Genomic DNA, 25,736 nt, shown 5'->3' on the forward strand with positions numbered 1-25,736 from the left:
AGTTTTGAAGGATACGCTTGCTTGCGCAAACGAAATGTCACCCCTTGGGTTATGACAAGGTTGCGTGCTGACCACTCACGACGTAGTTAATGGTCTGCTGATAAATATCACTGAGGATGTCATTGTCCGCGGCTTCGACCCAGCGGGTCAGTTCCATTAAAATGTCATCTTCAGTGACCGCGCCGTGTTCGGCGCGCAGGCCTTGTTCAATGGCGTGAACGAGGTCCGGTTGTGCGGATTGCGTATTTGCTGAGTAATGAGTAAACATGCTGCCTGCCTCCATGTCGTTATCTGTTTAATGCTTCGGCTCGCACTTCGTAATTCACATTCAGAATGGCAAATATTTTTACCGCTGTGGTTCAGATTCATCCTGGAAATAAAAATATCATAATCAACACATTTTTAACGTGTATTACGGTTTCCAGCGACGTAACGGGATATATTTTTCGTAGGGCATCGGAGAGGGCCAGGAAATTAATTCTATCACGCTGCCCCAGGGAGTTTTTCCGTAGCAAAATGCATTGCCCTCACCGCGCTCATCGGGAAACGTCAGCGGTTTGGGTTCGGTAAACATTTCTCCGCCTGCTGCCGTAAATCGGGCGATAGCTTGCGCAAAATCATCAACATACACGGCAAAATGCTGAAGGCCAAAATCACTCGGACGCGCGGCTGGTTGCTGTTCCGGACCGTGCATTTCGAACAGTTCAATACCGGGGCCGTTGGGCAGCGCCAGCATACGAATAGCGCGGATTCGCGTGCCGGGAAATAAGCGCAGCGTTTTCTCTTGTGATGCGTTATCGATATTATCGTCCCCGGGCTCTACGGAGCGATAAAGAACCTGAGCACCCAACGCTTTTTCAAAAAATAGCGTGGCCTGCTCAATATCCGGAACCGTAATACCGATATGATCAATTCCTCTGACGGTAGATGGCATATTTTTCTCCTGCTATAAAAAAGTCACTATAGCAGGAGAATATTATCGTGCTACCACTTCATTTCGCCGGTATTCACCTTCGCGCTCAGTTCTAGTGAGCTGTCTTCTGCAAGCGTTGGCCACTGTTTTTTCATGGTGGCAATCACGGCTGCAGAATCCTTATGCGCCGTTAACGCTTGCTCAAATTGCTGCAGATAAGTGCGGGTAAAATGGATGGCTTCTGACCCCGCAGGCGGCGTTCCGAGGTAATGACCCGGGATCACACGCGTTGGTTTACGCGCGGCCATTTCGGTAAGCGTATCTTGCCACTGCTGGCGGCTCGCTTTGCTTTGAGTATCCGCTGTCCAAACGTGAATGCCCCAGGACACGCCGGTGCCGCCGAGAATTGCTTTAGCAGAAGGGATCCACACATAGGCGGCGTAGCTGTCCGGCTGTTCGATATCAATCTTCTCGCCGTCAACCATAAACGTCGTGGACGCGATCACCTTCGGAACAATGAGCTCAGACGGCGCGCCGTCTTTCATTTGCGGTCCCCAGAAGGCCAGCTTGGCATCTTTGGTTTCCTTGATGTGATCGACCACTTTTTGCGTGGCGACCACTTTTGCATTCGGGAATGCTTTCACCAGCGGCTGCAGACCGAAGTAGAAATCGGGATCGCCTGACGTGATCACGATTTTGCTGAGCGTTTTGCCGCTGCGACGAATTTTCTCGACCAGCGCTTCACCATCTTTCACGCTGAATTGGGCGTCAAACAGCACCGCTTCTTTTGGCCCGGATACCAGCGTAGAGGAGACAGCAAAAATACCTTTCTCCTGCGGATTGTACGTGTCCAGCGTCAACGGCGCGGCAAACACGGCAGGTGTAAACAGGGTGCAGAGCAGGGCAAGGCGGTTCAGTTTCATGATGTTGTCTCAATAGGGTCAGAAGTCTCTATTGTACGGATATCTTCATTTGCCAGAATTCCTGAAACAAGACATGCTTAGTTTCATAAATCGAGCAGATGGAGTCATTAAAATGGATCGCGTAATCGCCGCCCAGGTCTATAACCGAATTTGTGAGCTCGGGAGTCTGAGTGCCGCTGCGCGCGCACTGGGTATTTCGCGGCCTATGGTGAGCCGTTATCTGGAGCAGATGGAAAAGTGGGCGGGCACGCGGCTCGTTCACCGCTCGACGCGCAAGCTGACGCTTACACCTGCCGGTGAAAAGGTATTGCTGAAAGTGCGCAATATCATTCAACTGGCGCAGGACATCGAAGATCAATCGGCTAAGGATGTCCCTGCCGGTACGCTACGTGTGGCCTGCGCGCATTTTACGGCGATGCAAATCGTCGCACCGATGCTGCCGGATTTCCTCTCTCGCTATCCGCAACTGCGCGTGGAGATGGATGTTAATAACCATCCGGTAAGTCTGGTAGGCGAACGCATTGATGTGGCGATCCGCATTACTGATAATCCGGAGCCAGGCATGATTGCCCGTCGTCTCGGGGAGTGCCGGTCCGTGCTTTGCGCTTCTCCAGACTATCTTGCGCAGAAGGGGCATCCACAATCGATTGACGACCTTGCGGAGCATAACTGTCTTCATTACAGTTTTTTTGCCGGGCAATCCTGGAGCCTTGTTAGCGCTGAAGGGGACGTGATGACTGCCGCCGTCAGCGGAAATTTGAGCGCCAGTATCTCGTCATTGCTGATGGAAGCGGCGATCAACCATTGCGGTATCGCTATGCTGCCCGAACTGGAGGCGCAAGCGGCGCTGAACAGCGGGGCGCTTGTGCCTGTGTTACCCGCGTTCACGCCAAAACCGATTGCGATTTATGGTATCTATCTGTCGCGGGATTATCAGCCCGCCGCGTTACGCGCTTTTCTCGATGCGCTGTCTGATTGTCTGCTGCAAATATGCGCTCCGGCCTAAGACTCGTCTGGCTTCCTCTCGGAACGGAATCAATGTCCTATACTTAACCCTTTGTAAGCCAAAAGGAGAGCATCAATGACGATTCATAAGCACGGTTCAGCACACTGGTCTGGCGACATTAAGCGCGGCAAAGGTACGGTCTCAACGGAAAGCGGCGTTTTGAATCAGCAGCCCTACGGCTTTAATACCCGTTTTGAGGGTGAAAAAGGGACGAACCCGGAAGAGTTGATTGGCGCAGCACACGCGGCCTGTTTCTCGATGGCGCTTTCGCTGATGCTCGGTGAATCGGGGTATACCGCAGATTCCATCGACACCACAGCGGATGTTTCCCTCGACAAAACCGACAGCGGATTTGCCATCAGCAAAATCGCGCTGCAAAGCAAAGTGACGGTTCCAGGTATTGATCCGAAACAGTTTGACGGCATTATCCAGAAAGCCAAGGCGGGATGCCCGGTTTCTCAGGTACTGAAAGCGGAAATCACGCTGGATTACAAACTGAACTAAGCACCATGCAAGAAGCCGGGCGACAGCCCGGCTCATTTCTGCCGCGTTAATTCAGAGGCGCTAACCGCGCAGTGCCGAAGGGAATATCTCGGCAAGCCAGTCGATAAAGACCCGTAGCCGATGCGTCATGTGCCGATTCTGCGGATAAACAACATGAAAAGGGTAGCTCGCGGGCCGCCATGCCTGCAGGATCTCAACCAACGTACCGTCTTTCAGCGCCTCTTTTGCCACATAGCAAAAGGTCTGAATAATCCCCATCCCGGCCACGGCCGCCGCCAAATGCGCATTGCTTTCGTTCACACCAATAAGATGCTGCATTTTCAATTCCCGCATTTCACCCTCAATGATAAAGCGAAAGGGGAATGCTCTGCCCGTCAGCGGCGATAAATAACTCACCAGCTTGTGCCCGTTTCGTAATTCATCCGGATAGGCAGGCACACCCGCGGCCTTCAGATATCCCGGGGTCGCGCAGGTCACCATCGTCGCATCACCGATATGACGCGCAATCAGCGATGAGTCATCGAGTGGACCACCACGGATCACACAATCCACGTTACCGCTAATCAGATCCACCGGCCGATCGGACACGCCTAAATCGATTTTGATTTCCGGATAGCGCTGTAAAAAATCCGGTAATGCCGGGATCAGCACTTCGCGCGCGGTAGACCCGCCGATATCAATGCGCAGATAGCCTTTCGGCCTGCGCTGTGACGCGCTAAACGCGGTGTCGATCTCCTCGATATCAATGAGCACCCGCGAGGCTTTTTCGTAATAGTCCTGTCCCTCAGGAGTGGTAACGACGCGGCGGGTTGTGCGATGTAAAAGACGCACGCCCAGATGGGCTTCGAGAGATTTCACCAGCTTGCTTAACGTGGCATTTGGCAGGTTCAGCGAGTCCGCAGCCCGCGTAAAATTGCCGGTTTCCACCACCCGCGTAAACGCGCGCATAGCCATTAATTGATCCACGATGTCTTTCTCCGTGAGAGCTGATTATTCACCTGTGGAAAGAGTATTTTCTATTTTTGCCAATTTTTCATTAATTCTTCTCCGACTACAGTGTGTTCACCGGCTGACTGACAGCCCATTCGAAACAGCGTCGAGGAGATTAAAATGAATCAACCACTTTCAGATAAGATTGCACTGGTCACGGGCGGAAGCACGGGCATCGGTCTTGCCACCGCCCAGGAACTGGCGGCACAAGGGGCCAAGGTCTACCTCACCGGACGTCGCCAGCAGGAGCTGGACGAGGCTGTCGCGCGAGTTGGCGCGTCGGCAACGGGTATTCGGGCTGATGCCTCCCGTCTTGACGACCTGGATAAGGTCTACGCACAGATCGCAGCGGAGTCGGGGCGTCTGGATATTCTGTTTGCAAATGCCGGGGGCGGAGACATGCTGCCGCTGGGTGCCATCACCGAAGAGCATTTTGACAGGATATTCGGGACTAACGTTCGCGGCGTACTGTTCACTGTCCAGAAGGCGTTGCCGCTTCTGAGCGTCGGGTCGTCCATCATCCTGACCGCGTCTACCGTTTCGGTAAAAGGCACGGCCAACTTTAGCGTGTATAGCGCCAGTAAGGCCGCAGTAAGAAACTTTGCGCGCTCATGGGCGCTGGATTTGCAGGGGCGTGGCATTCGGGTGAATGTGGTGAGTCCGGGTCCGGTTAAAACACCTGGATTAGGCGGATTGGTTCCTGAGGCGCAGCGTCAGGGTCTTTATGATGCCCTGGCGGCGCAGGTTCCGCTGGGTCGGATTGGTGAGCCCGCGGAAGTCGGTAAAGCCGTTGCGTTTCTGGCCTCCGACGCCGCCAGCTTTATCAATGCCGTTGAACTGTTTGTCGACGGCGGTATGGCGCAGATTTAAGGCTGATACAACGCCGTCAAATCTCCCCCCAGACGGCGGTTTTTCAAGGGACGGCTGGCGTCCCGCAGCGTTAACGTCGCATCGTCACAGTGCGATAACGCACAATACGGCTCCAGCCATTCCAGATGGGTATTATCGTCTCGCAAAACATAGCTCGCCAGCCGCGCCAGCGCACCGTGATTTTCCTGTGTAACATCGACCTGATTCGCCTTTGCAAAGCTTGCGATCATCACCAGTGGTTGAAGGGCGTAATTGTGATACGCCACCGCACGCGCACCGCGTTTTTGTTCGTTGGGCAACTGTCCGTTCTCATCAACCTGATGAGCCGCAATGCGGTACTCTTTGAGCGACCAGTCAAACAGATCCTGACGATTCAGCGCCACTGATGCGGCCATCACCGACCACGCTGCCCAATAGCTGTGATTATTGGTTTTTTTCAGCGGCAGTCCGTCCCAGTCTTTCACCACCCGATCGGCCAGTTGCGACAGCCAGCGTTCGGTTGCTGTATTTTTTTGCGGGATATCCAGCTCCAGCCAGCTCGTGGCAAGCGTTGCCAGCGCCCATTTGCGCATTGAACGCCCGGTATGATTGGCGGTGGTAGACATCAGCGCATTCGCGTCAGCCCAGCGGCGGTACCCGTCCAGAATGCAGCTGAGGGTTTTCGGGTCGCCACTGCGTTTATAGCCCCAGACCATTTCCGAGATGCCCCGCTCGAAATCGGTAATGGATTTTGTCTGCTGGCGAAAGGCCTTTTCTGCTTCAGGATTTAACGTTGCACGGGCGCTGTCCGACCCTTCGTATTTACTGCGGAAATCCAGATTGTCGGTATACGGCGCGGGCAGAGGGGCGCATTTCCCTTTTGCCGTCTGCGGGAGTGGCCGGGCAAAACCGGGCGGCGGCACAAGCTGAGCCGCGCAAGCTGAACCGGAAATAAAGAGTAGAACGATAAGTAGGCGCATCCGGTGACTTTACGTCAGCAGTGTATCGCTCGTCTATCCGCTATTCTGTTAACATTTACGTTGTATCCCAAATACTTTGCGTCGCAGGACAGCCAGCGCACCTGCAACGCGAAGGATGAGGGGAGAGAAAAAATTAACGAAAGGGCATCCAATGACTCACCTGCCGCAGCGGATACGAACGCGTTTGTGGGCTGTACTGAAAAATGGCGCAAAGGCGTTGGGCATTGTGGTCATTGTGCTTTTAGCCTTCAGGATCTATAAGTCGCAAACCGGTCCCGCATTGCAGCCGTGGCATACATGGACGGCGAATGAGATGTCGGCACGTGAGGTTGAGCGGGCCACCTTTACTGATTATCTGGCGCGTGAAACGGCGATTTTCCATGATTTGCAGACCGACGTGACTGACACGTTACAGGGTAACGAAAAGACGCCGCTCAATCGTTACTATCGTAATAGCCCGGTATGGTCGGGCCGTTTTCCTGATGAGGGGAATCGCTCGTTTGTATTAATGCCGGGTGCAAAGCCGAAAGGCGTGGTGGTGTTGCTGCACGGTCTGACGGACTCGCCTTACAGCGTGAAAAGCCTTGCCAGTGACTATCAACAGCAGGGTTTTATCGCGATCGCGCCGCGTCTGCCAGGTCATGGCACCGCGCCGGGTGCACTCACCGACGTGGACTGGCAAGACTGGATGGCGGTCACTCGTCTGGCCGTGCGTGAAGCAACCCGTCTGGCAGGCAAGGATGTGCCTTTGCATCTGGTGGGATATTCCAACGGCGGGGCGCTGGCGATGAAATACGCCCTTGATGCGCTCGACGATCCGCAGCTGCGCCAACCACAGCAGCTGATTCTGCTGTCGCCGATGATCCGCGTGAATGCGTTTGCCCGTTTCGCCGGCCTGGCAGGATTGCCGGCATTGTTACCGCCGTTCGCCAAAGCAGCCTGGTTGAGCGTACTGCCGGAATATAATCCTTTTAAATACAATTCGTTTCCGGTTAACGCGGCGCGTCAATCCTGGCTGTTGACGCAGGCATTACAGAAACAGCTCAATAATGATGCGAGAAGTGGAAAGCTCGCGACACTTGCGCCGGTTCTGGCTTTCCAGTCTGTTATGGATTCAACCGTCAGTACCCGCGGCGTAGTGGATTCTCTGTTTAACCTGTTACCGGCAAACGGTAGCGCGCTGGTGCTTTTCGATATAAACCAGGCCGCAACGCTGCGGCCGCTGTTCCGGCCGGGTGCGTATGTGGCCGCGGAATCGTTGTTCCCCCCCGCGCCGCGCCGCTTCACGACCACGGTGGTGACTAACGCCTCGGCCCAGAGTTTAGCGATTGTCGCCAAAACTACGCGGGCGGGAGAACGGGATGAAAATGTCCAGCCGCTGGCGATGTCCTATCCACGCGATCTCTATTCGCTTTCGCATGTCGCGATTCCGTTCCCGCCTGACGACGATCTCTACGGTAGTCAGCCCATCGATCCGCAGCGTTACGGAATCAATCTGGGCAACGTGTCCCTGCGCGGAGAAACCTCGACGCTGGTCGTCGGAATGGACTCGCTGATGCGTGTTACCTCGAACCCGTTTTATAACTATATGGTGGAGCGAATTAATCAGCTCTCTGGCTGTGCCGAATCCTGTCAATCAGCAGCCAGTAAAGCAGCGCCAGCGCGCTAATCGTCGCGCCCAGAAGACACACGCCCGTCCAGCCGAACAGGCTCCAGACGCGGGTGGCGAGCGGGGCACCGAGGGCGCTGCCGACCGAGTAGAAAAACATATAGGCGGCCACCAGTCTGCTGGTGGCGTGCGGTCTTGTTGCAAAAATCATGCTCTGGCTGGTGACGTGAACCGCCTGTACCGCAAAATCCAGCAGAATGATGCCTGCCGTCAGCGCGAGCAGCGATGATCCGCCCCATGCCATCAAAAGCCAGGAGAGCAACAGCAACACCAGCGCGAACCCGGTGACGCGTTGTCCGTGGCCACGATCGGCCAGCGTTCCGGCTTGTCTTGCCGCCAGTGCTCCAGCAATGCCAGCCAGACCGAACAGGCCAATTTGTGCAGTGGTCAGACTAAACGGCGCATGGCTGAGCGGGAAAACCAGGGATGTCCATAGCACGCTAAAATTCATAAATATCAGCAATGCCAGAATGCCGCGTGACCGCAGCGCAGGGATTTCTCGCCACAGAGAAAACACCGACAGCATCAGCTGCCTGTACGAGGGTGAAAGCTCCCTTTTAGGCTCATTCGGCGCAGTACGGATGAACAGCAACGCCATCAGTAACATCGCACCGGCCAAGACCATAATCGCGACTCTCCAGCCCGCCCACTGCGCCAGAAAGCCCGAGACCAGTCGCGCGAGCAGAATGCCAATCACTACACCGCTGGTGACAATGCCCGTAACCTGGCCGCGCTTTTCCGGGGCCGACAGACTGGCGGCAAACGCCACGATGATCTGCACGACCACCGCCATCGCGCCCACCAGACAGAGCATGCCGCTTAACCAGTAAAGAGAAGGCGCCACGGAAGCGGCGAGTAACAACCCGCTACTTGCCAGTAGCATGAGCGTGACCAGCCGTTTGCGGTTAATCAGGTCGCCAAGGGGAACCAGCAGCATCAGCCCCAGCGCGTAACCCGATTGTGTCGCGGTGATGATCATGCCCATTCGGGATTCCTTCTCGCCGAGCGAGAGGGCGATTTGATCCAGCAGCGGCTGTGTCATGTAAACGTTCGCCACGGCAAAGGCGCAGAGTGTCGCAAAGAGTAAAATCAGGCGAGACGATAGCGGTGCTGTCGCATCAGGGTAAGCCGTACAGGTCATTTGCATTATCCTTAAAACTGGTTTTAAATAAAAACCAGTCGATCATTATCCATTCTGGTTTTTATTTGCAACTAGATTTTATGAGTATTTGCTATGACGCATGACAAAACGTTTGTCACCACAACCTGTCCGGTGGCGCGCACTGTCGATTTACTGGGCGATCGCTGGATGCTGATGATTATTCGTGATGCTTTCGATGGCATGAGCCGTTTTAGTGATTTCCAAAAAAGCACCGGCGTTGCGAAAAATGTTCTGGCGGCGCGCTTAAAAATCCTGCTTGAGGCGGGCATTTTCTCGCAGGCTCCGGCAAATGAAGGCGGGGCGTATAAGGCCTATCACCTGACTGAGAAGGGTAAATCGCTGCTTCCCCTGATTGTCTCCCTGCGCCAGTGGGGGGAAGAACATCTGTTCCAGGAGGGTGAATCGGTATCGCGCCTGGTGGACGCATCGCATCAACCTCTCGCCAAACTGCGCGTTACGGATCGTAATGGCAACGTACTGACGCCCGACCAGATTCACCGCGTCAGCGGGATATCCTCTGGCGAGGATAAATCGTAAATATCCCCTTGCGGGTATAATTTGCTTTTATCCCCGCAAGGGGATATTTTTAATTTATCCGCGATCGGGGATAAAAAGAGGGCGAGAATGAAAATTACCACATCAACCATGCTGGCCAATGCCATGAGAGATCAGCGCAAAGCGCTGGAACTGACTCAAGCAGAAGCCGCCGAACGCGTGGGGATGAAGCAAACTACGGTATCAGGCTTTGAACAAAACCCGGATACCAGCAAGCTGGAGACGCTGTTTCGTCTGCTTTCAGCACTGGATTTAGAACTGCACGTCATGCCCCGGGGCCAGACGTCAGAAAAGGACAGCGGCTGGACGCAGGAGTGGTAAATGAAAACCAGTAAGCTGACCGTTGCGATGAACGGTACGGTTGTCGGCACGCTGTATCGTAATGGAAAAGGGGCAATGTCCTGGCAATATGCGCAGACATGGCTCGACACGCCGGGCGCGCGCGTGATTTCACAGTCGCTACCGTTAACGCCGCGTCGTCAGGAAGGCGAGGTGGTGTATAACTTCTTTAGTAATTTGCTGCCTGACTCGCAGGCGATTATCTCGCGTATGCAAACGCGCTTTAAAATCCCCACGGATCATCCCTTCGATTTGCTGGCAAGCGTTGGCCGCGACTGTGTGGGGGCAATCCAGCTCTACCCGGAAAACAGTGAAATACCCCCTGTGACGCACATGCAGGCCACGCCGCTTTCCGATAACGAGATTGCGGCACTGCTGGAAGGGTATCGTAATGCGCCATTGGGGATGAATGACGACCAGGATTTCAGGATTTCCATTGCAGGTGCGCAGGAAAAAACGGCACTGCTCTGGCATCAGAACCGCTGGCAACGCCCCAACGGCAGCACGCCCACCAGCCATATTTTCAAACTGCCCATCGGTAAAATTGAGCAGAACAATATCGATCTGAGTGAAAGCTGCGAGAACGAATGGCTGTGTCTGCGCCTTGCGCGTGAATTCGGTTTTTCGGTCGCCGAGGCAACGTTAGCAACCTATGCCGACAAAAAAGTGCTGATTGTTGAGCGTTTTGATCGTAAATGGTCACGAGACGGAAAGTGGCTGATGCGACTCCCGCAAGAAGATATGTGTCAGGCTCTCGGGTATTCTCCGGCGCTGAAATATGAATCTCACGGCGGCCCCGGCATCGCCGAAATCATGACCTTGCTGTTGGGATCGCGCCGTTCAAATCAGGATCGCGAAACGTTTTTCCGCACTCAAATATTTTACTGGCTGACAGGCGCGATCGATGGCCACGCAAAAAATTACAGTGTGTTTATCGAACCCGATTCGGCATACGTTATGACGCCGCTTTACGATATTTTGTCAGCCTATCCGGTCTTCGGGCCAAAAGGCATTTCTGCGCAAAAAGCGAAAATGGCCATGGCGTTGCAGGGCAAAAACCGGCAATACCACTGGGCTCAGATTCAACCACGCCATTTCCCGGCCACGGCTGAACGCGTGGGTTTTTCAGCTCTACGCGCGAAAAAGATGATGATCGAAATGGGAAATGCGACAGATGAGGTTATCGAGCGGGTACGTCAGTCGTTACCGATTGATTTCCCGACACATATCAGCGAAGCGATTTTTAACGGGATGGCGAAGCAAGCTGAAAGGTTAATACGTTTAGAATAAGATACTGTATACATTTTCGTAACTTATATAACCACGGGAAATCTGAAAAAGTCACATTCCGGTAATATTATTAGTCCTGGACTATAAATTATGATAAACAATCGCTTAAAAGCGCAATTATCAAAACGGGACATATTACTGTGCTGACTACACTCATTTATCGGAGCCAGTTAAATTCATCCTGTGAACCATTCTCGCTGACGTCACTTGTCGAGGAGGCAAAGCTCCGCAATGCGGGACTGAATATCACCGGCATGTTGCTGTTTAACGGCGTGGACTTTCTGCAGATCCTCGAAGGAACTGAAGAGAGCGTCGTTAAACTTTTTCATAAAATTCGCGGAGATAAACGGCATCAGTGCGTCGTTGAGCTTCTGCGCGATTATGGGCCAAGAAGACGGTTTGATAACGTCGGCATGGTGTTATTCGATCTCCAGGGCGAAAGCCAACAGTCTGTACTGGCGTCGGTGTTGCGCTTTAGCAAACTCGACAGTTATCTGACTTCAGACGATCGGGTGTTTAAATTCATTCGGACCTTTATTACTCAAGGTAAAAAATCGGGAAGCAGAAAAGTTTATTGCCCCAATAACTGGAAGCTTGAACGCGAACACGCGCCCTTTGGTGACGGCATTGATGGTCTGATAAGCAGCCAAATTTGCCAGTTTGCCTTCCAGCCGATTGTCGATCCTTCTGAAGGTAAAATCACATCGCTCGAAGCCCTGATCCGTGGCAACGATGGCGGTAGTCCTGAGCATTTTTTTAACGCCCTGGACCCGGACAGAATTTACGAAATCGACCTGCAAACGAAAGCCTATGCCTTTGCGCTGGCAGAGAAAATCGGTATAGGCGATCATAAAATCGCCATTAATTTACTGCCGATGTCGCTGGTCAATGTACCCGGAGCGGTAGAATTTTTAGTTGAAAGCATCGCAAAATACCAGCTCTTGCCGGAACAGGTTGTGGTCGAAGTTACTGAAAATGAGATGATTTCTGGATTCAATCAGTTCAATAGTGCTATCAAACAGCTCCGTGCTGCGGGGATAGGCCTGGCGATTGATGACTTTGGTTCGGGTTATGCCGGATTATCGCTTCTGACTAAATTCCAACCGGACAAGATTAAAATCGATCGCGAGATTATCACAAATATCCATCGCAGCGGTCCAAAGCAGGCAATTGTGAAATCCATTATCAGCTGTTGTACCGATCTGGAAATTACGCTGGTGGCGGAAGGAATTGAACAAATTGACGAGTGGTGCTGGCTGGAATCTGCCGGAATAAAACGCTTCCAGGGATTTTTATTCGCCCGGCCGCAATTAAATGGTGTTGGCGATATTTACTGGCCGCAATTAACCGATGCACATTAATTCTGTTGCCATGCCTATCCCACACATTACCCGGAATTAAAAATGAAACGTTGTCTTTATCTCGCCGCACTGTTTTTACCTACATTGTCCTTCGCTGCCGGGGAGATCCCTGCGGTCGTGAAGCATTTTGGCGAACAGCAGGATATTAAAAATATTAAAGAAATAGATGCGCCCGGTGGTATCAAAAGCTGGATAGGTCAATATCAGGATATGGGCGTCACGCTGTTTCTCACACCAGACGGTAAACATGTAATCTCTGGTTATCTCTATGATGATAAAGGGAAAAATATTAGCGAAGAATATTTTCAGAAAGAGATTTATATTCCGCTGGGGCAACAGATGTGGGAGAGACTGAATAAGACGCAGCCGTTGAAAGAGGGCGCGGATATAGCCTCGAAAAAGGTGTTTGTCTTTGCCGATCCATTTTGTCCTTACTGTAAGAAATTTTGGTCGGAAGCACAGCCGTGGGTGAAAGCAGGTAAGGTACAATTAAATACGCTGCTGGTGGCTTTTTTGAATCCTAAGAGTGGTCCCCACGCGACGGCAATATTGAATGCTGCCGACCCCGTTGTCGCCTGGAAAGAATACGAATTATCGGGTGGCAAAACACTGCCGAAATATGAGGGCGGCACGTCGAGAGAGACGTTTAATCAGCTTCAGCAACATCAGACGTTGATGGATGATTTGGGCGCCAGTGCGACGCCAGCTATATATTATATGAATGATAAAAACGAGCTTCAGCAGGTGGTTGGCATGCCCGATCAGAAACAGCTTCTGGATATGTTCGGACCAAAACCGGAATAGCCGTTTTATTCTTCACGAGCCCCAGCGCGTTCTCAGGTAATTCACCGCGTCCTGCGCCTGGGGCTGATTCAGATAGTCTTCTCTGAACAGAATCGTTCCATCAATGTGCGGTACTGATTCATTCAAATCGAGCTGTTTTTTCAGCTCAGGCACGCCGCCATTGACGGTCCAGTCTGGCTCATTTTTTGACGATTCACCCACTTTATAAAGTGCGACACCAATATACAGGCGTGTGTTGGTCGGTTTTACAACGTCAGCCCACCATTTTGCCAACACATCGTAGCGGGCCGCTTTGCGAGAAAAGGGCCAGTAGACCTGAGGGGCGATATAATCCAGCAACCCTTTTTGTACCCAGAGACGGGTATCAGCAAAGGCTTCATCGTAGGCCGCCGCTCCGGACGTCTCCGATCCTAACGGATCATGTGAACGATTCCGCCAGACGCCAGCGGGGCTCACACCAAATTCAACGTTAGGGTTTAACTGCTTAATTGTGCGCGAAACCTGTTCGATAAGCTGTTGCGTGTTGTTCCGTCGCCAGTCCGCTTTTGTACTGAATCCGCTGCCATATTTCTGGTAGGTGAGGCTGTCGTTAAGCGTTGAGCCCGGGGTCTCAGCGTAGAAATAGTCATCAAACTGCACGCCATCTACGGGATAACGCGAGACTACTTCGGCCACAATACTGGTGATCCAGTCTCTGGCTTCTGGAATGCCAGGATCAAGAACGAAACGATCGCTTGCCGTACGAATCCAGTCGCGATGAAGGACATACACGCTGGCTGGATTGAGTGAAATAGAGCGGTTCAGTTCTGCAATCGTTCCGGGTTTGGTATTAACCGTCACGCGATAAGGATTAAACCAGGCGTGAACTTTCATACCGCGCTTGTGCGCTTCGTCCAACATAAATTGCAGCGGATCGTAGCCAGGATCTTGCCCCATTTTTCCGGTCAATGTGTCTGACCACGGCAATATTTGCGATGGCCACAACGCAGACCCGTCCGGTTTAACCTGGAAAAACACAGTGTTAATTCCCAGGCTCTGCAATTTATCGAGCTTATCGGTCAGCGCTTTTTTTTGCACAAGGTTGCGGGTGGTCGGATTGCTGATATTGACGGATGACACGGGCGGCCAGTCGAGACGAGAAACGGTTGCAAGCCAAACGCCGCGCATGGGTCCTGAATCTTTGGATGACTTCACCGTTAGCGGATGTTTTGCCACCGGCGGAAGAGGCGTCACTAAAGAGACGGGCGGTTTGGACGAACAGCTGGCAAGCAACAGCGCAACGGCGATGAGCGCGCCGGCACGTTTCACGTTTTTCGGCATTTTCGGCTTAGCTCTTTTTCATTCGACTATTGGCCCAGGGGTCATCGTTGTGATTGTCATCGTCAGTCGATGAAAAATCTTCCCGGGAATCGAGATACAGCGCTTCAACTTCAGCGCGCGCCCAGGGCGTACGGCGCAGAAACTTCAGACTGGATTTGACGCTAGGGTCACTTTTAAAACAATTAATGTTGACCAGTTTGCCGAGCTTATCCCAGCCGTAATGCGCAACGAGTGCGTTGATTTGCATTTCAAGCGTGATGCCATGCAACGGGTCTTTAGAAAGATGATCGGCCATATGAATCCAGTTGTTGCTGATTGTGGTGATTGAAGTGCAAAGGAAGGGTACAAGAAAGCAGGCTCATCAGCAAATTATCCCTCTATTTATGGTTTGGCTGCGTGAATTCTGGCTTATCTATGTACAGGAGAAATCGCAGAATTCACGTAGCGCAAGCATTATTGGGTTTAATTATTTAAATCATAAAGTTAGGCTGGTGCGTTGATGTTGAAGTCGGTGTCAGGTTCGATAGTTTCCGTATAGATAGGCTATTTCACTGTTCTGGGTGTAATGAATGTACACGGCACTGATAAGAGCCGTCATTATTCATTGCAGCCATCAGGCTCAATATCTGAATGAGCCTATAAACTAAAGATCGTTGATTTAATTGTTCTCAAACTCAACCCATAACTTCTTTTTATCCATTACAGCGGAGAGGCTCTCTGGATTAATAACTTTCCCAATCGGTGTATAGCGATATGAGGATTCAAAGGATGTATAGAACAAAACCAACGTTTGTTTACCGTAGAGCATGAGATCGCCCGACTGAATGGTACCCGGGCGCACCGGGCTGGACGGCAACGCATGCGGAAGGTCAGCGAACTTTTCATTACCATTCAGCTCATCCATTCCAAGTTGCAAAGGTAAAGCTTCAACAAATGCTTTAGCCGCAGGGTTGTCATTAAGTCTGACATAAAATTGCTGGCCGTTAATGTTCATTTTAACTGTCATTGTGTTTACCTTTAAAGGCCGGGGCGAGGTATCGGCATGGCCCGCAACGGTACTTGCCATAAGCAGGAAATAGATTAAGGCATACAGATATTTCATTGATGACCCTCGCGAAAATGAGTCGCACCCTACAGGATGCGACTTCAGACCATTATTTGAGGTTAGCTTTAAAGAATGATGTCAGCTTAGCAAACGGAATGAGATCGGTACGGTCATACAGATCGACATGGCCTGCGCCTGGCACGATGTACAACTCTTTCGGCTGTCCGGCACGTTTGTAAGCATCTTCGCTAAATTCTTTCGAATGCGCCTGATCGCCTGTGATGAACAACATCGGACGTGGTGAAATGGTGTCGATATCGTTGAACGGATAGAAGTTCATAAACTTTCCAATACTGCTCAACATCGGCTTTGTAGTCAGCTCCTCTTTCTCACCCTGTGGGGTATAACCTCCACGGGGAGTACGGTAGAAATCGAAGAATTCTCGCTGAATCGCTGGCGTTGCGTCATCAAGCTTGTTAACCGTACCTGGAATATAGGCAATTTCGCCACCTTTGAACTCAACAAGTCGTTGTTCTGTTGCAGATTTAATAAACGCTTTGCGTTGTTCAGGCGTAACTGAGTGATGAAGTCCGTTCCGGAAAGCCGACCCCATGTCATACATGCTGACTGTGGCAATGGCCTTCATTCTCGGGTCAATTTTGGCAGCACTGATAACAAAACTCCCGCTCCCACAAATACCCAGCACGCCAATGTTTTCTGGATCAACATAAGGCTGAGTACTCAAATAATCGACTGCGGCACTGAAATCATCTGAATAAATCTCCGGCGAAATCAGATGTCCGGGCTTTCCTTCACTTTCTCCCCAGAAGGACAGGTCAATCGCCAGCGTTACAAACCCTTGTTCCGCCAGTTTTTGTGCATACAGGTTTGAGCTTTGCTCTTTTACAGCTCCCATGGGGTGGCCAATGACAATTGCCGGTGTTTTAGCGTTCTGATCCATCCCTTCAGGCATAAACAGATTGCCGACTACAGTCATCTGATATTGGTTCTTAAAAGTCACCTTTTTCTGAGTGACCTTATCGCTTTTGTAAAAATTATCAGCGCCGTTAGACATATCGGCTCCTGTGGCAGCAAATGAACTGATTAACAGTCCTAACAACATGGTAAATATTCTCATCAGGGAATTACCTCATCGGGTGTGGTGGAAATCTTTACGTGACGTCAATAATGCTAAGACAGCCGCTATCACTAATAAGAGGCCGCTCAGGGTAAAAGTGCTTTGATAGCCGCTGTGGTCAAATGCAAATCCGCCGATTGTGGAGCCAAGTGCGATGGACAACTGCACCACGGCAACCATCAGACCACCGCCAGCCTCCGCATCTTCCGGCAAGGTTCTGGCGATCCATGTCCACCACCCGGTAGGCGCAGCAGTAGCGATTAATCCCCATAAGCCAAGCAAGGGTGCAACAATCCAAATGCTGTGACCAAAAGCGATCAGGGCGACGGCGATGACCGCCATCAGGAAAGGGATAGCAATAAGCGTGGAATAAAAGTCGTATTTCAAAAATATGCCAATTACCAGGGTACCCATAAAGCCCGCGACACCAATGGTTAATAAGGTGAACGACAACGTGGCGATATCCACCTGTGTTACTGTCTCAAGGAATGGGCGCAGGTACGTGAACAAAGAAAACTGCCCCATAAAGAACAATCCGCAGGCGGCAAGGCCAACGGCCACAACAGGGTTAGCAAAAAGGCGAAAAACAGTGCCGGTACGTTTTTCTTCTTTATCCGCTGGCATTGTTGGCAAGCTGAACCACTGCCAGACAAAAGCAATTACCGCGACCGGAACGATACAAAAAAATGCCCCCCGCCAGCCGATGACGGACCCCAGATAACTCCCCAGTGGGGCGGCTATAACCGTTGCCAGCGCGTTGCCCCCGTTAAAAATAGCCAGTGCGCGAGGAACCTGATGCTGAGGAACCAGTCGAATAGCCGTGGCGGCAGACAGCGACCAGAATCCACCAATCACAATACCGATCAGGGCACGACCTACCATGTAAATCAGATAATTGGGCGCTAGCGCGACGATAGCGCCGGAAATCGCCATCAATGCCATCATGCTCAACAGCAATATCTTGCGATTGATCCCCCCGGCCAGTGTCGATATGGAGAGACTCGTCATCACCGCAAACACGCCGGAAATGGCGATCCCCTGACCAACCCATCCTTCACTGACACCTAACTCTCTCGATATAGGCGTCAGCAGGCTGACAGGCATAAATTCCGAAGCGATTAGCGCAAAGACGCATAATGTCATTGCGAATACGCCGCTCCAGTACGCGCGGTCTTTGTGAAGAGATGAGTCTCTCAACGATGTGGACATAAATTGCTGACTCCGAATCCCCCGGCAGTTTTCAGGTAAGCCGGGGCCGGACGCTATTCACAGGAATAACGTCAGAAGATAAAAGGTGAATTACGATGAAAAAGGGTAATGGCATTAATTAACCATTACTTACTCATCTATTGTTGGAAATTTTACACGCAGGGGGCATCATTACTAGCTAATGAATACTTAATGACTTTATAAGTGATGCTAATTAATGAGGGCTGTACTTGATGAAACGCAACCTGAACGACCTTCTTTATTTTGTCACCGTCGCCCGTGAACGCAGTTTTACCCGCGCCGCTGCACAGTTGGGCGTCACTCAATCCGCTATTAGCCAGGCGATTTCCGCACTTGAAGAGCGTATGCAAATTCGCCTTCTGACGCGAACCACCCGCAGCGTATCGCCGACATCTGCGGGAGAGCGACTGCTGTTGGCGATAGGGAGTCGTATTGATGAAATTGCAGCCGAGCTGGATATTCTGACCGAACTGCGTGATAAACCGGCAGGAACAGTGCGCATCACCTGTGGACCAAATGTTTTGCACAGCACGCTGCTGCCAAAACTGACACCTCTGTTACATGAATATCCGGATATTAATATCGAGTTCGATGCCAACCACGGTTTTCGCGACATTGTGGCAGACCGCTTTGATGCAGGCGTTCGACTGGGTGACACCATTGATAAAGACATGATAGCGGTCCCCATTGGTCCTAAATTGCGTATGGCCGCAGTCGCATCTCCGGATTATTTTTCGAGGTATCCAGTCCCTGATACACCCCATGAGCTGACGCAACATAAATGTATAAATCAACGAATGATCCGCTCAGGCGGGCTGTATGTCTGGGATTTTGATCAGGATGGGGGAGATCTTAACGTGCGCGTCAGCGGACAGCTCATTTTTAATACCTCTGAACATATTGTCGATGCTGCGCTTGCGGGACTCGGGATTGCTTTTTTGCCAGAAGAAGAATTTAAAAATCATATTGAAGACGGTAGGCTGGTTCGGGTCCTTGAGCAATGGTGCAAACCCTTTCCTGGCTACTACTTATATTATCCCAGCAGAAAACAACCTTCTCCGGCATTCTCACTGGTCGTTGATGCGCTGCGGGTAAGTCGAAAACGCGAACCTACTGGCAAGTCAGAGGTCGTGTAGCGTTTCCAAAGATGAGTAAAACCGCCATAAGGCGGTTTTTAGCGGAAAGTTACCGTTTCTGGCAAGTTCAGGTTGCTCATGCTGACCGGAATCAGAGCTGCAAGGGTCTTGTTTCGTATTCCAGCAATGCATTCTGGTGAATAAATGCATCGAGCGTATGGCGATCCGGCAAGGCAGTCAGTGCACCTTTAAGCGTTGTTGCCAATGCTCCGCAGGCGCTGGCCTGAGTGAGGGCATTTCTTATATGTTCAACGCTCTGCGGGAGACCATCGCGGGCAATATAAGCGAGTAAGCCCGCCAGAAAAGCATCTCCAGCACCGGTGGTATCGACACTGTTAACCGTATAGCCATTGAAATGGATAACCTTATCTTCCCAGGTAACCATGGATCCCTGCGCACCATAGGTCACCACCTTCAGGCGACCTGGCAACGTCTTAAGAAAATCCAGCGCTTTGTTAAAATCATGCGTTTCTGACATCCAGTACCATTCTTCTTCTGATAGCTTGAGAATATCGGCCTGTTGCGCGAAATGGTGCACATAATCGCGCATCTTCTGTTTATCGCGCCACATCTGCTCACGCAAATTCACGTCAAAACTCAGTAATCCACCACGCTGTTTGATGGTCGCAATGGCTGTCGCTAAGGTATTACGACAGGATTCACCGACCAGGGCCAGAGAGCAAAAGTGGAGAATATCGTCCCGAAAGTCGGGAAGGGTATCTGCTGTTAAAAACTGATCGGCAGAAGGGTTGGTCAAAAACGTAAACCCACGTTCCCCGCAATTGCTGAGCGACACCAGGACCGTGCTGGTTCTGTGCTGCTTATCCTCTTGAAGACTCTGAACGATGACACCTTCCGTGCGCAATGTTTCCTTTAAAAATTGACCAAAGTCATCGTCGCCCACTCGACCAATAAAACCACTCTGACAATTCAAACGCGCCGTTCCCACCGCAACGTTAAAGGGCGCGCCCCCCGCGCAGGCCTGATATTGCATATCGGATAACGGTAAGAGATCGACCACTGCATCGCCAAGCGTCCAAATGTTCATAAAATTGCCTCACATAATAATCAGAAATTCATACTCTGAAGTCACCAGCGGCGGAGGCGGTTATCGCGGTCAAACGATATCCGCTTCCCTCCCGACGCTAATAATCAACAGCGTATTTTTAAAAGTTATAATCCAGCATCAACTTATAGTTGGTGGTGATCGCATCGCCATTCGTGACCCAGCTTCCGCTTTGATTATTCAGAGAACCTGTCACTTCTCCGGAAAGCGTAAAACGAGAGGTCAGGGGATAATTTGCTGACACTTTGAGGAAGCGGCTGCGCGTATTCTGAAAGACTTCGCCATCCTCTTTCTGGGCATTTTTCTTCGTATAATGACCATATCCGCCGCTGAGTGTGGTTGATAATTTCCCCCAGTTACGCCAGACCCCGATAGAGGTCATCCAGCTTTTATCATCAATATCTCCCCATTGCTCCCTGTCTAAAATGGCGGAGGCAAATTGCTGGCGAAGCCAGACGCCGGTGGTGTTGTTGATAATATATTGGACGCCAGGTTCGATTTTAAAGGAACGTACGTCACGGTCGTTTTGAGCCCCTCCGCTGCGGCGATGATCGATCTGCTGATACAGATAATTGAAAAAGGAAAAACTGTCCGTCAAACGCAAATCGGAGAAGAATTTCACGCGCGCCTGCCAGCGATCATCCACTGACGCACTTCCACCCATAACGTCCCAGCCGTAGCGCAGACGTTTATAGACGTACTCGTGACCAACAATAAGTTGCGTCCATTGATTCTGGTTGAGGTAAGTCTGGTTATCCCATGTACCGTTATAATTTGTGGTTCTGCCTTCAGAAAATGCCAGATACCACCCGGGTAAACTGTCGTGGCGCATAACACCCTGCACGAAAGTCAGAGAATCAGAGCCGTTGTGGAAATGGCTATTTCGCCAGTTATTATCCTCAATGGCATATTTCATTTTAAGCTGACCGTGAACGCGACCGCCTGCTGGATTAGAGGAGCGGGTTGACGTCCACATAACCTCCTCATCCAGATACGACCACGGATCAACGGCAACGACCTTTCCGGATAAATCCTTCATGAGACTCATGCTTGCATTTGAAAATGTCGGAAGCATCAGCGTAAAAATAAGCGCCAGGGCGTGTTGTTTGTTCATCATAATATCCCGTCAGATTATTTCTTTTATTTTCAACGTAGCGTGAAAACTATCGTGTTGAGGCAGGCTGATACTCCATGGCTTTTCCGGCATGGAATACATGCGGGTACTGAATGCCGCTTTGTTATTAATGTAAAAGACAGCAATAGAATCCTGTATCAGCACACGTAATTCGACTTGTTCACCTAAGGGGACATCAATCCATGACTCAGCATTGTGCTGATTAATGGTCTCCAGAGGGGAATTAAAGAAATAGACTTTCCCTTTGCTTTTATTAAATACAACGTTAAGCGTTGCCTTACTTACGTTATCGTCATTAAGACCAAAACTCATGACCATACCGGAAGAGGGTATATTCACCGTGGCGGTCAGCTCTCCCTTTGACGGCAGCGGAGGGTAGAGGGCTGACTGCAGAGGCGCAAATTGCGTTGCTGTTTGCAGGGTCTTAACTGGCGTTAAGGTGTGAACCGGGCCAGGGTTATCATGAATGACAGCCTGAAGCTCCTTCGGGATAAGGCTGCTGAGTTCCCCGTTAGCATCTGCGGCGAGTTCATGACCCACCAGATTTCCGGCCCAGTCTATGCTTGCGTTGTCGCTGTTGCCTGCTTTAGTCGGGATCCAGCCGAAGACAAATAAGCGGTCATCTTTAATGGTCAGTTTACCGGCATAAAAGCCAGAACCATCCACAACATAATTATCCAGCTTTCGCCACGGCCCTTCTGGGTTATCTGCAACGCGGTATTGCGTCAGGCGCAGCGGCCATTGATCGCTGAAGCTCAGATACCAGCGTCCATTGAAGAAAACAAGCGTCGGACATTCAAGATTTGCATTACTGGTGATGGTGTCATTATCAAAAAAGACGCCCCGATCTTGCCAGTTTTTTAAGTCCGTTGAGCTGTAGCGCGCGATGATTCCCCGGCCGTTGCTGCGGGTAGTAATTAACATCCAGTATTCTTTCTTCTCTTCAACCCAGACGACGTGAGGATCGCGGAAATCGTTGCCGCGATAGTTGTCTCCGGGCAGAAGCGTGTCCTGAGGATGTTTAACCCAGTGCAAACGATCTTTGCTGGTGGCATGCATGACCGACTCAACCGGAAAGACATTTTCATTATGGGCGGTGTACCAGGCATGCCAGGTATCACCCACTTTGATAATGGAGCCCGTACCCAAAAGCAGCTCAGGATCGTTCACATCATTAACGTAAGGAATGACTTCCGACTGGTTCTGATAGTGATACAAGTTTGCGCTGGAGAGCAGGTGAATCGCATGTACGCCTACATCACTGCCACCCCGCACGTCATTCAGGTAAAAAATATTAAAAAGGCCATCTGCGTAAACTGGCATGGGATCACCCACAAAAGAACCCTCCACCCGTGGGAAAAAGGCGTCAACCTGGGTAATACTTTTATTTTGCTGTGTTTCTTTCGACAGAGGTGATGACGCGAGTACATTACCTGTAGCCAGCACCAGCAGAGCGATAAGAGCCGCTGAAGTTATTTTTTTCATGCTATCCCTTGGGTATCAGAAGTTATACGTCACGCCAACGACGGTGAACGGGTTCCACGAATGGCCGGTAACGGTCCAGAGTCCTGATTCTTTCGTAAAGGACGCTTTAAATTCGCCATAAAGACGGACTTCGCCAAAAACGGGATAGCTCAAAGTGCCGCCAATAAACTTATAACGTCCGTCGTAAAAGACTTCATTGGCGTTACTGGCATTCTCAATTTTGTCCTGCCCGATACCGATATACATTGACGTTAATAATGGGAACCAGTTTCGCCAGAGTCCGGCGGTCACTTTCCATTCCTGCTCAACAATATCGCCCCAGCTTTCCCGCACCTGTCTGTTGTAATAATAATAAGGACGCAAATACAGACCTAGATCGGGATTAACGCGATACTGAATTGCCGGTTCCGTTTCAAAAATAACCTGTTCCAGATCGCCATTTCCGGGTTGATTACCCTGGGGTTGGTATTCGCCATAGGTATAACCGGCAATACTCCATTTACTCGACAACCGTAAGTCCTGCCAGATTTTAAAGCGACTCTTCCAGCGTTTGGTCGCCGTCTCAGAACCGACCATGACTTCTGTACCGATATTCCCGCGCCATGTTTCAAAAATATGGCCGACAAAGAGTTCATTGATTGTATTGGTGCCTTTATAGTCCTGGTTACTGAATTGCCCTTTATAGCTGTCCTCGCGGGCATTCCAGAAACCAAAGTACCAGTTAGGCAGTTCATCATGTCTTAAAAAAGCCTGAATCGTGGCCAGTTTGAATTTGCCACTATTATCATTTTTGTTTTTCCAGCGGACATCATCAATTTCAATCTGGCTGCCGATGTTTCCATGCAGACCACCGGCTTCCATGTTGCGACCGATACTGTCCCAGTGCACCGGCGGGGCTTCCTGCCTCAGGCGTAAAAGGCTTACGTCAGGATCATCAGCTGCAACGCTTTGCTCTTGCGCAGTCAAAGCCTGTCCGATCGCAGCAGAAGAGGACGGAGACGTTTGACTGCTTACCGGACTGTTGGCGACAGAAGACGAAGGCACGCGTTCGGCTGAGCGCGTGCTATCACGTTTAATGGATGAAGGTCGAGGTTGCTGAGCATCGTCCTCGTCATGAAAATAGCTTTGATAATTTCCTGTATAATTCTCCGATAATGCTGTTCCTTTTTCCGCGAAGGCAGGGCAAATAACACATGACAAAAGCAGTGCCACTGTTTTATTCCTGCCGGGTAATTTTATTCTATTTAGAGGTATATAATGATGATGCGTTAATCTCTCATCCATTTTTTCTATCTCGTGATTTTAGACAATATAATGCCAGCCAGAGACTGGCAGTAATAAAAACGCACACTTTAAAAATTAAGATGATAGTGGACTGGTTTATCTATCCAGGGACCAGTATCCGGCTTCCTTTAACGCCGCCGTTCCACTATTTGCAAATAACATAATATCGCGCTGTCCTGGCTGCGGATAAATCCGACTGCTTAAGCAAGCTTCACCGTCATTGACAAATACTTCGACGGATGAACGGTCGATGAAAATACGCAATGAAAGTGAATCGCCCTCTGCAAGGGCAATGCTGCGCGTTCCTGTTAACGCGCAATCAGGACCGGAGCGTTCTAACACCAGGCGTTGAGACTGATTATCGACATAAATACGCAACCCATTTCCCATCACAATGCCAAATTGTTCTGCCGGTGAAGCGATACGATCCCATTCCAGACATAACTCCACCGCGTCGGCATCCGCTGCGACAAGTAAACGCTGATTGGTCAGGCAGTGAGCCGGTACGGGGAAATAGCTGCCTCGCAGGGCCGTGACTTCTGCTGCGGGCTTCATCAGCAGGCGATTGTTGTCATCCAAACTCAATTCACGTGGCAGTGAGAGCATGCCTGCCCAACCATCCTGCTGCTCTGGCATCGGTGATTCCCACATATCTAACCAGCCCATAACGATGCGGCGACCATCCGGGCTCAGGAAGCTTTGTGGGGCATAAAAATCATGACCGCTATCCATCTCAATAAACTGGCCGTTATGAACAAACACCTCACCGGGCTGCCATTCTCCGAGCAAATATCCACTCTGGAAAAGATTACGTTTTTCATAACCTTCTGCAGCCATACCCTGTGGAGAGAACATCAGCACACGCTTTCCATCCAGGGTAAAGAAATCAGGGCACTCCCACATATAGCCCATTCCTGGTTCAGCTTCGGCAAGGATGCCCTCGTCATGCCAGTCGCGAAGGTCGCTCGAACGGTACAGGCGTACCTGACCAGTATTGTCAACGCGCGCGCCCACCACCATGTACCACGCATTGCCTTCGCGCCAGACTTTCGGATCGCGGAAATGATGCAAGCCGGGCGGCGTATCAATCACCATCCCCTGGCGCTCAAAGTGAATACCATCACGGCTAGTGGCCAGGCATTGCACCTGATAAAGATTGTCATCTGTGTCGGCAGGACCTTGGAATTTATGTCCGGTATAAATGAGTGCCAGCGTATCGCCGTCCACAACCGCAGAGCCGGAAAAACATCCCTCTTTATCTTCGGGACCTTCCGGGGCCAGGGCGACGGGGAGATGTTCCCAATGGACTAAATCCTGGCTACGCGCATGCCCCCAGTGCATCGGCCCCCATTTTGTGGAATAGGGATGATGTTGATAAAAGGCATGATACCAGCCGTCAAACCACACCAGTCCATTTGGATCGTTCATCCAGCCCGCACGTGCGGCAAGATGATAGCGTGGATACCAGCGAGGGTTTATTTCGGCCTGCATTTTTTCAAGTCTTTCTTCAGCCTGTTTTAATAAGTTTGTCATTAAATTTTCTCCCGTTTAA

Annotated in this window: 26 protein-coding genes; 10 read left to right on the forward strand and 16 right to left on the reverse strand. The window is 50.9% G+C overall.

Annotated features, from left to right (window positions below):
• Positions 1–49 precede the first annotated feature (49 nt).
• The 3 genes from bdm to AC0LWE_RS02510 all read right to left on the reverse strand — a co-directional run bounded on the left by bdm (position 50) and on the right by AC0LWE_RS02510 (position 1,836).
• A complete protein-coding gene (bdm, locus tag AC0LWE_RS02500; RefSeq protein ID WP_012017436.1) occupies positions 50–268 on the reverse strand; it encodes a biofilm-dependent modulation protein in 219 nt (72 codons plus the stop codon).
• A 144-nt stretch (positions 269–412) separates the two neighbouring features.
• Positions 413–934 carry a VOC family protein gene (locus AC0LWE_RS02505; protein ID WP_202713128.1) on the reverse strand — a complete coding sequence of 174 codons (522 nt, stop codon included), beginning with the start codon at positions 932–934 and terminating at the stop codon, positions 413–415.
• Between the two features lie 50 nt (positions 935–984).
• Positions 985–1,836 carry a Vmh family MBL fold metallo-hydrolase gene (locus AC0LWE_RS02510; RefSeq protein WP_202666724.1) on the reverse strand — a complete coding sequence of 284 codons (852 nt, stop codon included), beginning with the start codon at positions 1,834–1,836 and terminating at the stop codon, positions 985–987.
• Positions 1,837–1,948: 112 nt separating this feature from the next.
• On the opposite strand from AC0LWE_RS02510, the gene AC0LWE_RS02515 reads away from it, so the two are divergent.
• Both AC0LWE_RS02515 and AC0LWE_RS02520 read left to right on the forward strand, forming a co-directional pair.
• Entirely contained in the window at positions 1,949–2,842 is an 894-nt protein-coding gene (locus tag AC0LWE_RS02515; protein ID WP_202666725.1) for a LysR family transcriptional regulator, read from the forward strand.
• A 75-nt stretch (positions 2,843–2,917) separates the two neighbouring features.
• Positions 2,918–3,346 carry an OsmC family protein gene (locus AC0LWE_RS02520; protein ID WP_059178942.1) on the forward strand — a complete coding sequence of 143 codons (429 nt, stop codon included), beginning with the start codon at positions 2,918–2,920 and terminating at the stop codon, positions 3,344–3,346.
• A gap of 60 nt (positions 3,347–3,406) precedes the next feature.
• On the opposite strand, the gene AC0LWE_RS02525 is transcribed toward AC0LWE_RS02520, so the two are convergent.
• The gene (locus AC0LWE_RS02525) at positions 3,407–4,312 is read right to left on the reverse strand and encodes a LysR family transcriptional regulator (protein ID WP_474264771.1); all 906 of its coding nucleotides are present in this window, start codon (positions 4,310–4,312) and stop codon (positions 3,407–3,409) included.
• A 144-nt stretch (positions 4,313–4,456) separates the two neighbouring features.
• Between AC0LWE_RS02525 and AC0LWE_RS02530 the strand changes: the two genes are divergently transcribed.
• Complete coding sequence (locus tag AC0LWE_RS02530) at positions 4,457–5,206, forward strand: SDR family NAD(P)-dependent oxidoreductase (protein ID WP_059178940.1); 750 nt, start codon at positions 4,457–4,459, stop codon at positions 5,204–5,206.
• On the opposite strand, the gene AC0LWE_RS02535 is transcribed toward AC0LWE_RS02530, so the two are convergent.
• Positions 5,203–6,165, reverse strand: coding sequence for a mannuronate-specific alginate lyase (locus tag AC0LWE_RS02535; protein WP_219346557.1), 963 nt, complete (start codon positions 6,163–6,165; stop codon positions 5,203–5,205). The two genes, AC0LWE_RS02530 and AC0LWE_RS02535, sit on opposite strands and share 4 nt — an antisense overlap.
• A 151-nt stretch (positions 6,166–6,316) precedes the next feature.
• On the opposite strand from AC0LWE_RS02535, the gene AC0LWE_RS02540 reads away from it, so the two are divergent.
• Positions 6,317–7,834 carry an alpha/beta hydrolase gene (locus AC0LWE_RS02540; protein ID WP_219346558.1) on the forward strand — a complete coding sequence of 506 codons (1,518 nt, stop codon included), beginning with the start codon at positions 6,317–6,319 and terminating at the stop codon, positions 7,832–7,834.
• On the opposite strand, the gene AC0LWE_RS02545 is transcribed toward AC0LWE_RS02540, so the two are convergent.
• The gene (locus tag AC0LWE_RS02545) at positions 7,767–8,975 is read right to left on the reverse strand and encodes an MFS transporter (protein WP_219346559.1); all 1,209 of its coding nucleotides are present in this window, start codon (positions 8,973–8,975) and stop codon (positions 7,767–7,769) included. The two genes, AC0LWE_RS02540 and AC0LWE_RS02545, sit on opposite strands and share 68 nt — an antisense overlap.
• Positions 8,976–9,068: 93 nt before the next feature.
• Here AC0LWE_RS02545 and AC0LWE_RS02550 point away from each other — a divergent pair, with 93 nt between their 5' ends.
• The 5 genes from AC0LWE_RS02550 (at position 9,069) to dsbG (ending at position 13,345) form a co-directional block, all read left to right on the forward strand.
• Entirely contained in the window at positions 9,069–9,533 is a 465-nt protein-coding gene (locus AC0LWE_RS02550) for a winged helix-turn-helix transcriptional regulator (RefSeq protein WP_174341810.1), read from the forward strand.
• A gap of 63 nt (positions 9,534–9,596) precedes the next feature.
• Positions 9,597–9,872 carry a helix-turn-helix domain-containing protein gene (locus AC0LWE_RS02555; RefSeq protein WP_280637830.1) on the forward strand — a complete coding sequence of 92 codons (276 nt, stop codon included), beginning with the start codon at positions 9,597–9,599 and terminating at the stop codon, positions 9,870–9,872.
• Positions 9,873–11,180, forward strand: coding sequence for a type II toxin-antitoxin system HipA family toxin (locus tag AC0LWE_RS02560; RefSeq protein ID WP_219346561.1), 1,308 nt, complete (start codon positions 9,873–9,875; stop codon positions 11,178–11,180).
• A gap of 140 nt (positions 11,181–11,320) precedes the next feature.
• Positions 11,321–12,541: a diguanylate phosphodiesterase gene (locus tag AC0LWE_RS02565; RefSeq protein WP_219346562.1), complete on the forward strand. Its 1,221-nt coding sequence runs from the start codon at positions 11,321–11,323 to the stop codon at positions 12,539–12,541.
• A 42-nt stretch (positions 12,542–12,583) separates the two neighbouring features.
• A complete protein-coding gene (gene dsbG, locus AC0LWE_RS02570) occupies positions 12,584–13,345 on the forward strand; it encodes a thiol:disulfide interchange protein DsbG (protein WP_219346563.1) in 762 nt (253 codons plus the stop codon).
• A gap of 12 nt (positions 13,346–13,357) precedes the next feature.
• Here dsbG and AC0LWE_RS02575 read toward each other — a convergent pair whose 3' ends face one another.
• The 5 genes from AC0LWE_RS02575 to AC0LWE_RS02595 form a co-directional block, all read right to left on the reverse strand.
• The gene (locus AC0LWE_RS02575; RefSeq protein ID WP_219346564.1) at positions 13,358–14,665 is read right to left on the reverse strand and encodes a glycoside hydrolase family 10-like protein; all 1,308 of its coding nucleotides are present in this window, start codon (positions 14,663–14,665) and stop codon (positions 13,358–13,360) included.
• A 7-nt stretch (positions 14,666–14,672) separates the two neighbouring features.
• Entirely contained in the window at positions 14,673–14,960 is a 288-nt protein-coding gene (locus AC0LWE_RS02580) for a VF530 family protein (protein ID WP_059178932.1), read from the reverse strand.
• Between the two features lie 363 nt (positions 14,961–15,323).
• A complete protein-coding gene (locus tag AC0LWE_RS02585; protein WP_219346565.1) occupies positions 15,324–15,767 on the reverse strand; it encodes a cyclophilin-like fold protein in 444 nt (147 codons plus the stop codon).
• Positions 15,768–15,819: 52 nt separating this feature from the next.
• A complete protein-coding gene (locus AC0LWE_RS02590) occupies positions 15,820–16,848 on the reverse strand; it encodes an alpha/beta hydrolase (protein ID WP_059178930.1) in 1,029 nt (342 codons plus the stop codon).
• A gap of 12 nt (positions 16,849–16,860) precedes the next feature.
• A complete protein-coding gene (locus tag AC0LWE_RS02595; protein WP_474264776.1) occupies positions 16,861–18,057 on the reverse strand; it encodes an MFS transporter in 1,197 nt (398 codons plus the stop codon).
• Positions 18,058–18,290: 233 nt separating this feature from the next.
• Here AC0LWE_RS02595 and AC0LWE_RS02600 point away from each other — a divergent pair, with 233 nt between their 5' ends.
• Positions 18,291–19,214: a LysR family transcriptional regulator gene (locus tag AC0LWE_RS02600; RefSeq protein ID WP_219346567.1), complete on the forward strand. Its 924-nt coding sequence runs from the start codon at positions 18,291–18,293 to the stop codon at positions 19,212–19,214.
• Positions 19,215–19,305: 91 nt separating this feature from the next.
• On the opposite strand, the gene AC0LWE_RS02605 is transcribed toward AC0LWE_RS02600, so the two are convergent.
• The 5 genes from AC0LWE_RS02605 to AC0LWE_RS02625 all read right to left on the reverse strand — a co-directional run bounded on the left by AC0LWE_RS02605 (position 19,306) and on the right by AC0LWE_RS02625 (position 25,717).
• Positions 19,306–20,262, reverse strand: a complete 957-nt coding sequence (locus AC0LWE_RS02605) for an aminoimidazole riboside kinase (protein WP_219346568.1) — start codon at positions 20,260–20,262, stop codon at positions 19,306–19,308.
• Between the two features lie 118 nt (positions 20,263–20,380).
• The gene (locus AC0LWE_RS02610; protein WP_059178926.1) at positions 20,381–21,394 is read right to left on the reverse strand and encodes an OmpG porin family protein; all 1,014 of its coding nucleotides are present in this window, start codon (positions 21,392–21,394) and stop codon (positions 20,381–20,383) included.
• Between the two features lie 12 nt (positions 21,395–21,406).
• Positions 21,407–22,900 carry a glycoside hydrolase family 32 protein gene (locus AC0LWE_RS02615; protein WP_219346569.1) on the reverse strand — a complete coding sequence of 498 codons (1,494 nt, stop codon included), beginning with the start codon at positions 22,898–22,900 and terminating at the stop codon, positions 21,407–21,409.
• Positions 22,901–22,915: 15 nt separating this feature from the next.
• The gene (locus AC0LWE_RS02620; RefSeq protein WP_234593696.1) at positions 22,916–24,112 is read right to left on the reverse strand and encodes an OmpG porin family protein; all 1,197 of its coding nucleotides are present in this window, start codon (positions 24,110–24,112) and stop codon (positions 22,916–22,918) included.
• A 168-nt stretch (positions 24,113–24,280) separates the two neighbouring features.
• Positions 24,281–25,717: a glycoside hydrolase family 32 protein gene (locus AC0LWE_RS02625; RefSeq protein ID WP_219346571.1), complete on the reverse strand. Its 1,437-nt coding sequence runs from the start codon at positions 25,715–25,717 to the stop codon at positions 24,281–24,283.
• Positions 25,718–25,736 lie beyond the last annotated feature (19 nt).

This window comes from Lelliottia sp. RD5 (assembly GCF_056032945.1).